Genomic DNA, 14,793 nt, shown 5'->3' with positions numbered 1-14,793 from the left:
TCGCTCATGGTTTGCAGTGGACCACGCATTGGGGACTCTCCCGGACATCCCGACATATCGCGCGGGTGATCGGCACGCCGGGAACCGCCGCACACAGCGACCACGCACCCCTCCTGCGCCCGGCAGCGGGCGGGAGACACGACCGGGGGAAACATGAGCGACCTGATCGCCGTCGCCTACGACGACCTGCCTCGCGCCGAGCAGGCGCGCGAGAAGCTCGTCCAGCTGCACAAGGAGCACATCATCGAGCTCGCGGACGTCGTCATCGTCGAGCGCAGGCAGGACGGCAAGATCAAGCTTCACCAGGCCCGCAACCTCGTCGCGGGCGGCGCCCTCGGCGGCGCCGCGTGGGGCGGCTTGATCGGGCTCATCTTCTTCATGCCGCTGCTCGGCATGGCCATCGGCGGAGCCACCGGCGCGGCCATGGGCTCCGCGAGCGACATGGGCATCGACGACGACTTCATGCGCAACCTCGGCGAGCAGCTGCCGCCCGGCGCCGCGGCCGTGTTCGTCCTGATCGACAAGCGCAATCCCGAGAAGGCCGTCCCGGAGATGGCGCCGCTGGGCGGCAGGCTCATCCAGACCTCGCTGTCCCCCGAGCAGGAGGAGCACCTGCGGGAGGCCGTCAAGGCCGCTCGCGCGCCCCAGCCCGCCTGAGAGCCCGGCTCCGGCGGCGCGGCACGCCGCTCACCGGAACGCGCCAGGGCACGCCGATGATCCAGAGGCCGGTTTCGAGACCCTCGAAACCGGCCTCTGTCCTGCCGATCCTGAAGGGCGCTGAGCCTGCCATGTGGAGCAGTCTCTTCGGCTCCTCCAGCCTCGACATCGAGCACGAGCCTGCCCGCCCGCGGCGACGGCCAGGTTCCTGAAATTCAGCACCGTCCCGATGTCGAGAACGTCCCGCCGGCTCCGTCCCAGGTGCACCAGCGGCCATGACGGGCCGCGCGACGAAGGAGGACCACCATGGCGGTTCAGCGGATGGACAACGTCGGGATCGTCGTCGACGACCTGAATGCCGCGGTCGCGTTCTTCGTCGAACTCGGCATGGTGCAAGAAATGAAGGCGCAGATCGAGGGCCTTTGGGTGGACCGCACCGTCGGACTCGACGGCGTCCGGAGCGACATCGCGATGATGCGGACCCCGGACGGCGACGGCAGGCTGGAACTGGTGAAGTACCATGCTCCCGCGACGGTCGGCGCGGAACCGGAGAACCCGCCGCCCAACACGCTGGGCCTGCACCGCGTCATGTTCACAGTCGACGACATCGAGGACACCGTCGGCCGCCTGCGCGCCCACGGCGCCGAACTCCTCGGCGAGGTGGCGCGGTACGAGGACAGCCACCTGCTCTGCTACCTCCGCGGCCCCGACGGCATCATCGTCGCGCTGGCCGAGCAGCTCGGCTGACGGCCGCCCGATCCCCCGCGATAGGGACAGCGCGGAAGCTCCGAAATTCGCTGAGAAATCTCTGGGCGGCATGTCGAGAACGAGCGCGCGGCTCCGTCCCAGGCACTGAACACGGCCACAATGGGCCCGAATCACATCAAGGAGAACACGATGGCCAAGTACCTGCTGCTCAAGCACTACCGGGGCGCGCCGGCACCGGCCAACGACGTGCCGATGGAGCAGTGGACGCCGGACGAGCTCACGGCCCACGTGCAGTACATGCAGGACTTCATCACCCGGCTCGAAGGAACCGGCGAGTTCGTCGACTCCCAGGGGCTCTCCCAGGAGGGGTCGTTCGTCCGCTACGGCGGCGAGGGCCGGCCGCCGGTCACCGACGGTCCGTTCGCGGAGACCAAGGACCTGATCGCCGGCTGGATCACGATCGACGTCGAGAGCCGTGAGCGGGCGTTCGAGCTGGCCGGTGAACTGTCCGCGGCGCCGGGCGCGGGCGGGAAGCCGATCTACGAGTGGCTCGAGGTGCGCCCCTTCCTGAGCGAGCCGCCCACGGTGACCGAGTGAACGAGCCGCTGCTGCGGGAGCTGGTGCCCGCGGTGATCGGTGTCCTCGTCCGCCGCGGAGCCGACTTCGCGGCGGCCGAGGACGCCGTGCAGGACGCCTTGGTCGAGGCCGTGCGCGTCTGGCCGGACGACACGCCGCAGGACCCCAAGGGCTGGCTGGTGACCGTCGCCTGGCGCAAGTTCCTCGACGCCGCCCGCGCCGACACCTCCCGGCGGCACCGCGAGGTGCGCGTCGAGACCGAGCCCGCGCCGGGCCCGGGCGAGGCGGCGGACGACACGCTCCAGCTGTACTTCCTGTGCGCTCATCCGTGCCTGACACCGGCCTCGGCCGTCGCGCTCACGCTCCGCGCGGTCGGCGGCCTGACCACGCGCCAGATCGCGCAGGCCTACCTCGTGCCGGAAGCCACCATGGCCCAGCGGATCAGCAGGGCCAAGCGGACCGTCTCGGACGTCCGGTTCAACCGGCACGGTGACGTCGCCACCGTGCTGCGCGTGCTCTACCTGGTCTTCAACGAGGGCTACTCCGGCGACGTCGACCTGGCCGCCGAGGCGATCCGGCTCACCCGCCAGCTCGCCGCCAGGATCGACCACGAAGAGGTGCAGGGCCTGCTCGCGCTCATGCTGCTGCACCACGCACGGCGCGCGGCGCGGACCGGCCCCGACGGCAGGCTCGTCCCTCTCGCCGAGCAGGACCGCGGCCTGTGGGACACCCGCCTGATCGCCGAGGGCGTCGACGTGCTCCAGGCGGCCCTCGTCCGCGATCGCCTGGGCGAGTTCCAGGCCCAGGCCGCCGTCGCCGCGCTCCACGCCGACGCCCAGACGGCCGCCGAGACCGACTGGGTCCAGATCGTCGAGTGGTACGACGAGCTGGTGCGCCTCACCGACAACCCAGTGGCCCGCCTCAACCGGGCCGTCGCGGTCGGCGAGGCCGACGGCCCGCGGGCCGGCCTGGCCGCCCTGGCGGAGCTCGACCCGTCCCTGCCCCGCTACACCGCCGCAGCGGCGTACCTGCACGAACGTGACGGCGACCCGGTCACCGCGGCACGGCTCTACGCCCAAGCCGCCCGATCAGCACCCAACATCCCCGAACGCGACCACCTCACGCGCCAGGCCGCACGGCTCAACGAGCAACTGCGCACCTGATCGTCGGACGCCTCACGGCTCCCGACCCGACTCGCGCGCTTCCTGGGGATCACCAGGCCCCGAAGCTGAAAGGGCGAGCGGATCCGCACTAGCCTCGTCGCGTGAGTGACGACGTCCAGCAGATTCAACCGCTCGACTCCGGGATAGCCGAAGAGTGGATACGGAAGACAGATGAGCCGGACCTTCGCGCGGTCTCGGCCTCCATGCTTCGAGTAGGACCGCTGTGGCATGTCAGCGCCTGGGTGATGGAGTTCGTCCGCACGGACCCTCTCGAATCCGAGTTGCGCCGCCGCATCGCAGACGCGCTCAGCACCGTCGACGGCGTCTCCAGCGTGGAAGAGGAAGACCGGGAAGTGTGGACGGTGACCGGCACTCCGACAGGCAAGGCGCTCGTCGAGGCGGTAGCCCGGGTAGTGGACGACATGGCCGAAGCCGTCACCGTCGCTGTCAGCGGCTGAGAACCGGGGCCTGCCGATCGATCTCACGGCAGAGAACAGTGATCATGTCGTCAAAGACGTCCGCGCCGTGCTTCTGGATGAGAACGCCGTAGAGGTCCTTGCGGCTGGCCTCTCTGACCATCCAACTCAGGGTGCCGTGATGAACCCGGCGACCGGCGGCCAACTCGTCGTAAGCGTCGCGCGTGACCCTCATCAGCTCCGGAAAGGCCGCAGACTCCGCCAGAATCATGCGAGTCGCGTCGGTGAGATTCATGCGAGGAGTCTAGGTCAGCCGCCACCGGCGGACATGTGCCCTCACCAAGTGATCGCGAGCTGGCTTCTGGTCATCTGGGCCCACGATCGCGGGATGAACTGAACGCCACGCAGCAACCCGACCGCTCCACGCAGAGATAGCCAGCGGGCGGTCACCCAGCACCCCGACAGGCAAAGCGTGGGGCGAGGCGGCAGCCTCTGGTTATGGACGACCGGCCCCAAAGCTGCCACGTACCCAAGAACCGCAACCGGCAGGGGGCGTGGGGGCGAAGCCCCCACATCGGGGGTCCGGGGGTCGCCCCCCGGGCAGAAACGACGAAGGAGTGGCGGGGAAGAAGCCCGAAAGGCTTCGACCACACCACTCCCAACTCCGAGTGGGCCTAGGTGGACTTGAACCACCGGCCTCATCCTTATCAGGGATGCGCTCTAACCGACTGAGCTATAGGCCCGGAGTGTGCCGCCGCCCCTGGCGGCGCAACGAGAGGTTACCCCATCTGGGCGGGCAACCGGAAATCGATTGCCGGGCGGCGGCGGGTGGGGCTACTCGGCCTCCTTGAGGGTGACTTCGACGCCGCCCACGAGGTCGGCGGCGAGGTTGTAGATGACGGAGCCGACCGTGGAGAGGGCGGTGATGAGAAGGACGTTCAGGGCGCCGACGAGGACGGTGTAGCCGAACACGCGGACGAAGGAGAACCAGCTTCCGGCGTCGACGCTGCCGGTGGTCTCGCCCTGTTCCTTCGTGAGGCTGTTGACGGTGTCGCTGATCGCGTCGAAAACGCCGAGCCCGGACAGGATCACGTACAGGACGATCACGGCGACCAGCAGGACGACGAAGCAGACCAGCGACATGACGAAGCTGAACTTCATCACCGACCAGGGTTCGAGCCTGGCGAGCTGGAGCTGGGCCTTGCGGGCGGGCTTGCCGGACGCGGCCTTGGACGCGGCGTTGGCCGGGGCCACCGCGGTGGACGGACGGTCCTTGAGGACGGTGCCGGCGAAGCCGCGGCCGCCCGAGCCGGACGACCCGCCCGCCGAATTGAACCCCTTGCCGGGCGTGTCCGTACGTCCTGCCGAGACCGAACCGGACGGCTCGGCGGGCCTGGCCCAGCCCGCCGGGCCGGAGCCGGACGCGGAACCGGCCGGCGCACTTTCCGCGCCGCCCGGAGGCGCCGGCCTGGCGGCGGGCTTGGGCGGTTCGGCGGTGTCCCTGACCGGGGCGATCTCGGGGGTGCCGGCCGCCTTGGCCGACGCGTCGTCGACCTGCGTGAGATCGGACCGCGTCTCGTCGGCGCCCTTGCCGGGGTCCGTCGCACCGGTGCCGATGTCGACGGTCGTCTCGTCGCGCCCGGACTTGGCGGAAGCGGCGGCCACCGTCTTGCCCGGCTTCCCCTTGGACTTGCCGGTGGGCTTGGCGGGGCCGGACCTGGCGCCGGGTTTCCGGTCACCGCCCTTGCCGGCGGCGCCGGTCCCGTCGTTGTCCTGGCCGGGCTCGGTGCTCACGTGTCCTCCTGGCCTAGCGGCTCGGTGACGATGCAGGATACGTCACTCACCGTCGCCCCCTTCGGCTTCGTCAGAGTCCTCCATGGACTCTACGTTCCTCGCGATGGCCACCACGCTGTCCCCGTCGGCGAGATTCATCAGGCGGACGCCCATGGTCTGCCTGCCGGACTGCTTGATCTCGGCGGCGGTGGTACGGATCACGCCGCCGTTCGACGTCATCGCGAACACCTCGTCGTCCGGGCCGACCATCAGAGCTCCGACCAACAACCCCCGAGATTCCACGATCTTAGCGGTGAGAACGCCCTTCCCCCCACGTCCCTGGAGCGGGTACTGGTCCACCGGGGTGCGCTTGGCGTAGCCGCCGCGGGTGGCCACCAGGACGTCCTGCGAGGAGTCCTGCACGACCAGCATGTTGAGGACCTCCTGGTCCTCCTCGAACCGCATGCCGATGACGCCGGAGGTGGCGCGTCCCATCGGCCGCAGCGACTCGTCGTCGGCGCGGAACCGGATCGCCTGGGCGCCGGTGGAGACCATCAGCAGGTTGTCGTCGGACGACACGAGCCGCGCCGCGATCACCTCGTCGTCGTCGACGAGGTTGATGGCGATGATGCCGCCGGTGCGGGGCGAGTCGAAGTCGGTCAGCGCCGTCTTCTTGACGCGGCCCTTCTTGGTGCCGAGCACGAGGTAGGGGGCGACCTGGTAGTCGCGCAGGTCCATGACCTGGGCGATGTGCTCGTCGGGCTGGAAGGCGAGCAGGTTCGCGACGTGCTGGCCGCGCGAGTCGCGGCCGGAGTCGGGCAGCTCGTAGGCCTTGGCGCGGTAGACGCGGCCCTTGTTGGTGAAGAACAGGATCCAGTGGTGCGTCGTGGTGACGAAGAACTGGTCGACGATGTCGTCCTGCTTGAGCTGCGCGCCGCGGACGCCCTTGCCGCCGCGCCGCTGGGCGCGGTAGTGGTCGGTGCGGGTGCGCTTGGCGTAGCCGCCGCGGGTGATGGTGACGACGACGTCCTCTTCGGCGATGAGGTCCTCGTACGACACGTCCCCGTCGAACGGGATGATCTCGGTGCGCCGCTCGTCGCCGAACTTCTCGACGATCGGGGCGAGCTCGTCGCCGACGATCCGGCGCTGCCGCTCGGGCGAGGCGAGGATCTCGTTGTAGTCGGTGATCTCCGCCATGAGCTTGTCGTACTCGTCGGTGATCTGCCGGCGCTCCAGGGCGGCGAGCTTGCGCAGCTGCATGTCGAGGATGGCCTGCGCCTGGATCTCGTCGATCTCCAGCAGGTTCATCAGGCCCTGCTGCGCCTCCGAGGCGGACGGCGAGCGCCGGATCAGGGCGATGACCTCGTCGATGCGGTCGAGGGCCTTGAGCAGGGCGCGCAGGATGTGGGCGCGCTCCTCGGCCTTGCGGAGCAGGAACCGGGTGCGGCGGACGATGACGTCGATCTGGTGCGCGACCCAGTGCCGGACGAACTGGTCGATGCGCAGGGTGCGCGGCACGCCGTCCACGAGCGCGAGCATGTTCGCGCCGAACGTCTCCTGCAGCTGCGTGTGCTTGTACAGGTTGTTCAGGACGACCTTGGCGACGGCGTCCCGCTTGAGGACGATGACCAGGCGCTGCCCGGTCCGGCCGGACGTCTCGTCGCGGACGTCGGCGATGCCGTCGAGCTTGCCCTCCTTCACGCCGTCGGCGATCTTGAGGGCGAGGTTGTCCGGGTTGACCTGGTAGGGGAGCTCGGTGACGACGAGGCAGGTGCGGCCCTGGATCTCCTCGACCTCGACGACGGCCCGCATGGTGATGGAGCCGCGGCCGGTCCGGTAGGCCTCCTCGATGCCCTTGCGGCCGACGATGAGGCCGGCGGTCGGGAAGTCGGGGCCCTTGACGCGCTCGATCAGCGCTTCGAGCAGCTCCTCGTCGGACGCGCCGTAGTTGTCCAGGTACCACCGGACGCCGTCGGCGACCTCGCGCAGGTTGTGCGGCGGGATGTTCGTCGCCATCCCCACCGCGATGCCGGCGGACCCGTTGACCAGCAGGTTCGGGTACCGGGACGGCAGGACGTCGGGTTCCTGCGAGCGGCCGTCGTAGTTGGGGGAGAAGTCGACGGTCTCCTTGTCGATGTCGCGCAGGAGCTCCATCGCCAGGGGCGCCATGCGGCACTCGGTGTACCGCATGGCCGCGGCGGGGTCGTTGCCGCGCGAGCCGAAGTTGCCGTTGCCGTCGACCAGCGGGTACCGCATCGACCACGGCTGGGCGAGCCGTACGAGCGCGTCGTAGATGGCCGAGTCGCCGTGGGGGTGGTAGTTCCCCATGACGTCGCCGACGACGCGGGCGCACTTGAAGTAGCCGCGGTCGGGCCGGTAGCCGCCGTCGTACATCGCGTACAGGACGCGGCGATGGACGGGTTTGAGGCCGTCGCGCACCTCGGGCAGCGCGCGCGCGACGATGACCGACATCGCGTAGTCGAGATAGCTCTTCTGCATCTCGACCTGGATGTCGACCGGTTCGATCCGCTCGCCCGGGTGTCCACCCTCTGTGGTCACGTCCGTCACTCTCAAGACCTCTTCTGCTCGATGGGAAGGAAGTACGTCCGCCTCTGGGAGTCAGGCCGGGGGGCCGGCCCTGGCACGTACCTCAGATGTCGAGGAAGCGCACGTCCTTGGCGTTGCGCTGGATGAACTCCCGGCGGGGCTCGACCTCCTCGCCCATGAGCACGCTGAACAGCTCGTCGGCCTGGGCGGCGTCGTCCAGCTGGACCTGCAGCAGGACCCGGTTGTCGGGGTCCATCGTGGTGTCCCACAGCTCGTTGGCGTTCATCTCGCCGAGGCCCTTGAACCGCTGCACCAGGTCGCGGGGGCGGGGGTCGCGCTTGCCGGCGGCGATCCCGGCCTCGATGATCGCGTCCCGCTCGGAGTCGGAGAAGGCATAGTCGGCCTCGGTGCCCCGCGCGTCCCACTTGATCTTGTAGAGCGGCGGCTGCGACAGGTACACGTGGCCGGCCTCGATCAGCGGCTTCATGAACCGGAACAGCAGCGTCATCAGCAGGGTGTTGATGTGGTGGCCGTCCACGTCGGCGTCCGACATCAGGATGATCTTGTGGTAGCGCAGCTTGGAGATGTCGAACTCGTCGTGCACCCCGGTGCCGAGGGCGGTGATGATCGCCTGCACCTCGTTGTTCTTCAGGATCTTGTCGATCCTGGCCTTCTCCACGTTGAGGATCTTGCCGCGGATCGGGAGGATCGCCTGGAAGTGCGGGTTGCGGCCGCCCTTGGCCGAGCCGCCCGCCGAGTCGCCCTCGACGATGTAGAGCTCGGACTTGGCCGGGTCGGTGGACTGGCAGTCCGACAGCTTGCCCGGCAGGGACGTCGACTCCAGCAGGCTCTTGCGCCGGGTCAGGTCGCGCGCCTGCCGCGCCGCGACGCGTGCGCGCGCCGCCTGCGAGGCCTTGCTGATGATCTCCTTGGCCTCGCCCGGGTTCTCCTCGAACCAGTCGCGCAGGTAGACGTTGCAGGCCCGCTGCACGAACGACTTGGCCTCGGTGTTGCCGAGCTTGGTCTTGGTCTGCCCCTCGAACTGGGGATCCGCCAGCTTGATCGAGATGATCGCGGTGAGGCCCTCGCGGACGTCCTCGCCGGTCAGGTTGTCGTCCTTGTCGCGCAGCAGGCCCTTGTCGCGGGCGTACCGGTTGACGATCGTGGTGAGCGCCGCGCGGAAGCCCTCCTCGTGGGTGCCGCCCTCCGCCGTGTTGATGGTGTTGGCGAAGGTGTGCACCGACTCGGAGTAGGACGAGTTCCACTGCATGGCGATCTCGACCGACATGCCGGTGGTGTCGTCGCTGAAGTAGATGACGGACTCGTGCGCGGAGTCCTTGCGCGCGTTGATGTAGCGGACGAAGTCCTCGATGCCGCCTTCGTAGTGGTACCGGACTACGTGCGGCTCACCGTTGACGTGGTCGGGGCGCTCGTCCTGCAGCGTGATGGACAGGCCGCGGTTGAGGAACGCCATCTCCTGCATGCGGCGGGAGAGGGTCTCGAAGTTCCATTCGAGCGTCTCGAAGATCTCGGGGTCGGGCCAGAACCTGATGAGCGTCCCGGTCTCGTCGGTCTCCTCGCCCTTCTGGAGCTCGATCTCGGGGCCCTGCCACGTGTAGGACTGGAACCAGACGTGGCCGTCGGTGCGGACCTCCGCCTCCAACCGGGTGGACAGCGCGTTCACCACGGCCGAGCCCACACCGTGCAGGCCGCCCGAGACGGCGTAGGACTTGCCGTCGAACTTGCCGCCCGCGTGCAGCGTGGTCAGCACCAGCTCGATGGCCGGGCGCTTCTCCACGGGGTGCTCGCCGACGGGGATGCCGCGGCCGTTGTCGAGGACGCTGACGCCGCCGTCGGCCAGGAGCGTCACCACGATGTCGTCGGCGTAGCCGGCCAAGGCCTCGTCGACCGCGTTGTCCACGATCTCGTAGACGAGGTGGTGCAGGCCGCGCTCACCGGTCGAGCCGATGTACATGCCCGGGCGCTTGCGAACCGCCTCAAGCCCTTCAAGGACAGTGATCGAACTAGCGTCGTACGCCAAAGGAGATCCTCCTGCCGGGGATGTCTGCCGCTCCGCGCCCGAGGGAGGCGCGGTGTGCCCCGTAACACACATGGGGGCACCCGGTCGGTGCTCTGGTCGTGCTGTCAGAGCCCCGGGCACCCAATGGCGGCGCAGCATCCTGAACCCGCATTCATTCTACCGGGTGACGAGGCGAAAAGTGGCACTCGCGAGCGCTGTGTGCGCGTGTGGCGGCCGAAGGGCCCCGGAGACACATCCCCCCATTGGGTCAGGGGGGTTATTTGGCCTACGTGGCGCTCGCCGCTGAACTCGACGACCCATCACCGAACAGATGTTCCCACCCGCCACTGACACATCGGCGCGGTCCGGGGGCTCCGCTCAGCGGGCGCGCCACGCGCCCGTCCGGCGCGGCCCCGACGAGGGCCCCACGACCTTCACGCGGCGGACGGTGCCGTGGCCGAGTTCCTCGTTCAGCCGCCGCACGAGCGTGGACGACAGCAGGCGCAGCTGGGTGGCCCACGTCGTCGAGTCGGCGGCCACGGTGAGCTCGCCGTCCTCGAAGTGGTCGGGCCGGGTGTGCTCGGCGAGCTCCGCGCCGACGATGCCCGCCCAGTTGCCGAACACGCCGCCGACGGCGGCACGCTGCTCCCAGCCGCGCGACGCCATCAGCTCGCGGATCGCCGCCCCGAACAGCTTGGGATCGCCGCCCCGCCCGGGGTCGCGCACGCGCCCGCCCCGCCCGGGGCCCTTGCGCTTGCCGCCCTGACCGGGCATGGTGCCGCGCTTGAGAGCGTCCGCCTTGGCCTGCGCGAGCGCCTCGCGCGCCAGCTCGATCCCCGACTTGGCCGGAGGAGCCCCGGCCTCGGGGGGAGGAGCCCCGGCTTCGGTGGACTTGTGCACATCCTGTGGATCACTCACTCGCTCGCCCCCTCGGACTCACGAACGACCTGGCCGTCGGAGACGGTATACGAGCCCCCCGTCAGTTCGGCGGGGACGTCGGCGGGGACGGCCGCCGTGATCAGGACCTGCTCGGCCGGCACCACCATCTCGGCCAGCCGGCTGCGCCGCCCGGTGTCGAGCTCGGCGAACACGTCGTCCAGGATCAGGACGGGGTCGTCGCCGTCCGCGCGGAGCAGGTCGAACGCGGCGAGCCGCAGCCCGAGGGCGAACGACCACGACTCGCCGTGGCTGGCGTAGCCGCGCGCGGGAAGCTCCCCGAGGCGCAGCACCAGCTCGTCCCTGTGCGGGCCGACGAGGCTCACCCCGCGCTCCAGCTCCTGCTTGCGGGACTCGGCGACCGCCTTCAGGATCTGCTCGGCCAGTTGTCCACGGTCTGTGGACAACTCCGCGTCGCCCAGGGAGCTCTTGTAGATCAGGTCGGCCGCGCCGCTGTGCGGAGCGAGCGCCGCGTAGGCCTGCGCCACGAGCGGACGCAGAGCCGCGACGAGATCGAGCCGGGCCGCCAGAAGTTCCGACCCCATGCGCGCCAGATGCGAATCCCACACGTCCAGGGTGGCGAGCACCTCCGGGCCGGGGGAGCGACGATGGGCGGCCGCCGATTTCAACAGGGCGTTGCGCTGCTTGAGGACGCGGTCGTAGTCGGACCGCACGCCGGCGAACCTCGGCGCCCGCGCGGTCAGCAACTCGTCCATGAACCGGCGCCGCTCCCCCGGGTCGCCCTTCACGAGCGCGAGGTCCTCCGGGGCGAACAGCACGGTCCGCAGCATCCCCAGGATCTCGCGCGGCCTGGGGACGGGGGACCGGTTGAGCCGCGCCCGGTTCGCCTTGCCCGGGTTGATCTCAAGCTCGATCAGCGCCTTGCGCTCGTCCTTCACCACCCCGGCCCGGACGATCGCCCGCGGCGCTCCGTGCCGGACGAGCGGCGCGTCCGTCGCGGCCCTGTGGCTGCCGTGCGAGGCGACGTACCCGATGGCCTCGACCAGGTTCGTCTTGCCCTGCCCGTTCGGCCCCACGAACGCGGTGACTCCCGGCCCCAGCGCGACCTCGGCGGTCGGGTACGAGCGGAAGTCCTGCAGCGAAAGGTGGGCAACGTGCACAACACACGAGCGTAGAGCCTCCCCCGGCCCCCACCACACACCTCACCCACACGCGGGCGCGTGACGCCCGTCCACACGCGGACGTGTGACGCCCGTCCACACGCGGGGCCTGCGCACACCCCGCCCTCCCAGGGGGGCCGACCCCACTCCCAGCCTGGAACACACCGCCGAGAGCCGGGGCCGGAACCCACAACTGTGGATAACCGAGGGTCAGACCGAAGGGGGGTTGACGTCGGCGCCGGGGGAGTCGGCTCCCTTGGAGGACTCGACGGCGTGGCCGCCGAACTGGTTGCGGAGGGCGGCGACGACGCGCATCGTGGGGGAGTCGTCCTGCCGGGAGGCGAAGCGGGCGAACAGGGACGCCGTGATGGCGGGCAGCGGGACGGCGTGGTCGACGGCGGCCTGGACGGTCCAGCGGCCCTCGCCGGAGTCGTTGGCGTAGCCGCGCAGGTCGTCCAGCTCGGGGTCGCCCGCGAGCGCGCGGTTCAGCAGGTCGAGCAGCCAGGAGCGGATGACGGTGCCCTCCTGCCAGCTGCGGAACGTCTCCGGCACGTTGGTGACGATGTCGCTGGCCTCGATCAGCTCGTAGCCCTCGCCGAACGCCTGCATCATCGCGTACTCGATGCCGTTGTGGACCATCTTCACGAAGTGGCCGGCGCCGACCGTGCCGGAGTGGACGAAGCCGAACTCCCCCTCGGGCTTGAGGGTCTCGAAGATCGGCATCAGGCGCTTCACGTCGTCCTCGTCGCCGCCGACCATGAGCGCGTAGCCGTTCTCCAGGCCCCACACGCCGCCGCTGACACCGCAGTCGAGGAACCCGATGCCCTTGGCGGCCAGCTCCTCACCGTGCTTCCGGTCGTCCACATAGTGGGAATTACCGCCGTCCACGACGAGGTCGCCCTGCTCCAGGACCTCCCCCAGCTTGTGGATGGTGTCCGCCGTCGGCTTGCCGGCGGGGACCATCACCCACACGGCCCGCGGCGGGGACAACCGCTCGACCAGCTCCTCGACCGAGCCGACGTCGCTGACCTCCGGGTCGCGGTCGTAGCCGACGACGGTGTGGCCGCCGCGGCGCAGCCGCTCGGCCATGTTGCCGCCCATCTTGCCCAGGCCGATGATGCCCAGCTCCATGAAACGCTCACTCTCCCCTGTGCGTACCGCCTGTGGGTGCCTGCTCTGCCTCGCCCGCGGGGGCGCGGCTCCCCCGCGGACATCGCCACGGTGCCATGCCCCGCAACGTGGTACTTATCCGGACAGACGAACCGGCATGATCAGGTAACGGTAGTTCGGGTTCTCCCCTTCCTGCGGCGGCTTTCCGGTGAGGACGGCCGGCTTGGTCGGGGTGGTGAAGGACAGCCTCGCCACGTCCGAGCCGATCGCGGAGAGCCCGTCGAGGAGGAACCCGGGGTTGAACGCGATGTCGATGTCCTCGCCCTCCAGGGACGCCTCCAGGGCCTCCACGGCCTGAGCCTCGTCGCCCGTCCCGGCCTCCAGGACGACCTCGCCCTGGCTGAAGGAGAGCCGGACCGGGGTGTTGCGCTCCGCCACCAGGGAGACGCGCTTGACGGCCTCGATGAAGGCGGCGGTCTGGACCTCGGCGAGCCCCGCGTACTCGCTCGGCAGCAGCGAGCGGTACTTGACGAAGTCGCCGTCCAGCAGCCGGGACGTGGTGCGGCGGCCGCCGCCCTCGAAACCGATCATGCCTTCACCGGTGCCGCCCGTCCCGCCGAGCGCGATCGACACCTCCGCGCCGGCCGTCAGCGACTTGGCCGTGTCGGCCAGCGTGCGGGCCGGGACGAGCGCGACGGCGGAGAAGTCCGGGCGCTCGGGCTTCCAGTGCATCTCGCGGACGGCGAGGCGGTAGCGGTCCGTGGACGCCAGCGTGACGGTCTCGCCCTCGATCTCCACACGGACGCCGGTCAGCATGGGGATCGTGTCGTCCTTGCCCGCGGCGATCGCAACCTGGGACACGGCGGCGGCGAACTCGTCGCTGCCCACCGACCCCGCGGCGGGCGGCATCTCCGGCAGCGTCGGGTAGTCCTCCACAGGCATGGTGAGAAGTGTGAACTTCGCGCTGCCGCAGCGGAGCATCACCTTCGCGCCGTCCGTCGTCACCTCCACAGGGTGGGGAGGAAGGCTGCGCGAGATCTCGGCGAGGAGCCGGCCCGACACCAGCGCCGTCCCGGCCTCCTCCACGTCGATGTCCGTGGACACCTGTGCCGAGACCTCGTAGTCGAACGCGGACAGCTTCAGCCGGTCGCCGTTGCCCTCACCCCCGGCGACGATGTGCATGCCCGCGAGGACCGGCACCGGGGGACGGACGGGGAGCGTGCGAGCGGTCCAGGCGACGGCGTCGGCCAGGGCGTCTCTGTCGATGCGGAACTTCAAAGGGACCCGCCTCCTGCAGGTGTCGGACAAGGGTGAGCTGATCTCGTCCGGGCCGGGGCGCTCGGTGCGCGTTGTCCCCAGGCCCTGACTTGAGATGGATCTTTTCTTGGATAGAGATGTAGAGCAGTACCAGTAATAGGGGCCGTGGATAGTGTGGACAGAGGCCGTTGTCGCAGGTGAGACCGGGTTTCTCTGTCCACCGGTGCTGTGCATGGGCGGTGGACGGCGCGGCGGCGCCTGGGGACGGCGAAATCATCCCCACAGGTCGTCCTCATGTCATCCCCCGGTTATCCACGAGTTCTCCACGGGTATACCGCCCGTTCGCCCGCCCTGGGGACGACGGGACCGGTGATCTTCGAGGCCGTCCCCAGGCCGTCCCCAGCCCGTCCACCGGTTTTCCCCAGAAGGCGGGGCGGCGGTGCACACCCGGTCCACACCCGTCCACCGTTCATCCTCAGCTTCTCCAACGGTTGCCCACAGGGTTATCC

At 69.8% G+C, this 14,793-nt stretch carries 12 protein-coding genes, 1 tRNA gene and 1 pseudogene; 5 read left to right on the top strand and 9 right to left on the bottom strand.

The features are described 5' to 3' along the window. The first annotated feature begins 153 nt into the window (after window positions 1-153). The 5 genes from ABD944_RS31140 to ABD944_RS31120 all read left to right on the top strand — a co-directional run bounded on the left by ABD944_RS31140 (window position 154) and on the right by ABD944_RS31120 (window position 3,562). Window positions 154-657, top strand: a complete 504-nt coding sequence (locus ABD944_RS31140; RefSeq protein WP_345182827.1) for a DUF1269 domain-containing protein — start codon at window positions 154-156, stop codon at window positions 655-657. A 321-nt stretch (window positions 658-978) separates the two neighbouring features. Continuing rightward, window positions 979-1,404 carry a VOC family protein gene (locus tag ABD944_RS31135; protein WP_345182878.1) on the top strand — a complete coding sequence of 142 codons (426 nt, stop codon included), beginning with the start codon at window positions 979-981 and terminating at the stop codon, window positions 1,402-1,404. Between the two features lie 150 nt (window positions 1,405-1,554). Beyond that, window positions 1,555-1,962 carry a YciI family protein gene (locus ABD944_RS31130; protein WP_345182826.1) on the top strand — a complete coding sequence of 136 codons (408 nt, stop codon included), beginning with the start codon at window positions 1,555-1,557 and terminating at the stop codon, window positions 1,960-1,962. Beyond that, the gene (locus ABD944_RS31125) at window positions 1,959-3,104 is read left to right on the top strand and encodes an RNA polymerase sigma factor (protein ID WP_345182825.1); all 1,146 of its coding nucleotides are present in this window, start codon (window positions 1,959-1,961) and stop codon (window positions 3,102-3,104) included. Before ABD944_RS31130 ends, ABD944_RS31125 begins: the two co-directional genes overlap by 4 nt. 101 nt (window positions 3,105-3,205) lie before the next feature. After that, the gene (locus ABD944_RS31120; protein ID WP_345182823.1) at window positions 3,206-3,562 is read left to right on the top strand and encodes a hypothetical protein; all 357 of its coding nucleotides are present in this window, start codon (window positions 3,206-3,208) and stop codon (window positions 3,560-3,562) included. On the opposite strand, the gene ABD944_RS31115 is transcribed toward ABD944_RS31120, so the two are convergent. The 9 genes and pseudogenes from ABD944_RS31115 to dnaN form a co-directional block, all read right to left on the bottom strand. Continuing rightward, window positions 3,552-3,815 carry a hypothetical protein gene (locus ABD944_RS31115; RefSeq protein ID WP_345182822.1) on the bottom strand — a complete coding sequence of 88 codons (264 nt, stop codon included), beginning with the start codon at window positions 3,813-3,815 and terminating at the stop codon, window positions 3,552-3,554. The genes ABD944_RS31120 and ABD944_RS31115 overlap by 11 nt on opposite strands. A 374-nt stretch (window positions 3,816-4,189) precedes the next feature. Next, window positions 4,190-4,263 (bottom strand) — tRNA-Ile (locus tag ABD944_RS31110). Window positions 4,264-4,354: 91 nt separating this feature from the next. Further along, the gene (locus tag ABD944_RS31105) at window positions 4,355-5,314 is read right to left on the bottom strand and encodes a DUF3566 domain-containing protein (protein WP_345182821.1); all 960 of its coding nucleotides are present in this window, start codon (window positions 5,312-5,314) and stop codon (window positions 4,355-4,357) included. 42 nt (window positions 5,315-5,356) lie between these two features. Then, window positions 5,357-7,861, bottom strand: a complete 2,505-nt coding sequence (gene gyrA, locus ABD944_RS31100; protein ID WP_345182820.1) for a DNA gyrase subunit A — start codon at window positions 7,859-7,861, stop codon at window positions 5,357-5,359. Window positions 7,862-7,943: 82 nt separating this feature from the next. Continuing rightward, window positions 7,944-9,881, bottom strand: a complete 1,938-nt coding sequence (gene gyrB, locus ABD944_RS31095; RefSeq protein ID WP_345182819.1) for a DNA topoisomerase (ATP-hydrolyzing) subunit B — start codon at window positions 9,879-9,881, stop codon at window positions 7,944-7,946. A gap of 357 nt (window positions 9,882-10,238) precedes the next feature. Further along, window positions 10,239-10,778: a DciA family protein gene (locus ABD944_RS31090; RefSeq protein WP_345182817.1), complete on the bottom strand. Its 540-nt coding sequence runs from the start codon at window positions 10,776-10,778 to the stop codon at window positions 10,239-10,241. Next, complete coding sequence (gene recF, locus ABD944_RS31085; RefSeq protein WP_345182816.1) at window positions 10,775-11,917, bottom strand: DNA replication/repair protein RecF; 1,143 nt, start codon at window positions 11,915-11,917, stop codon at window positions 10,775-10,777. Before recF ends, ABD944_RS31090 begins: the two co-directional genes overlap by 4 nt. A gap of 210 nt (window positions 11,918-12,127) precedes the next feature. Further along, window positions 12,128-13,066: pseudogene (gene gnd, locus ABD944_RS31080) on the bottom strand (phosphogluconate dehydrogenase (NAD(+)-dependent, decarboxylating)); the annotation flags it as partial. A 96-nt stretch (window positions 13,067-13,162) separates the two neighbouring features. Continuing rightward, entirely contained in the window at window positions 13,163-14,305 is a 1,143-nt protein-coding gene (gene dnaN, locus ABD944_RS31075; RefSeq protein WP_345182815.1) for a DNA polymerase III subunit beta, read from the bottom strand. Window positions 14,306-14,793: the final 488 nt, after the last annotated feature.

Origin of the sequence: Actinomadura verrucosospora, assembly GCF_039540335.1 — a bacterium.
Lineage (GTDB): Bacteria > Actinomycetota > Actinomycetes > Streptosporangiales > Streptosporangiaceae > Spirillospora > Spirillospora verrucosospora.
The sequence above is the reverse complement of the archived record's forward strand: the minus strand, read 5'-3'. Positions and strand labels throughout refer to the sequence as shown.

Bases quoted from the DNA above. Each gene is read 5' to 3' on its own strand.
- ABD944_RS31115 (WP_345182822.1), bottom strand. From the start codon at position 3,815: ATGAATCTCACCGACGCGACTCGCATGATTCTGGCGGAGTCTGCGGCC.
- ABD944_RS31135 (WP_345182878.1), top strand. From the start codon at position 979: ATGGACAACGTCGGGATCGTCGTCGACGACCTGAATGCCGCGGTCGCG.
- ABD944_RS31140 (WP_345182827.1), top strand. From the start codon at position 154: ATGAGCGACCTGATCGCCGTCGCCTACGACGACCTGCCTCGCGCCGAG.
- ABD944_RS31130 (WP_345182826.1), top strand. From the start codon at position 1,555: ATGGCCAAGTACCTGCTGCTCAAGCACTACCGGGGCGCGCCGGCACCG.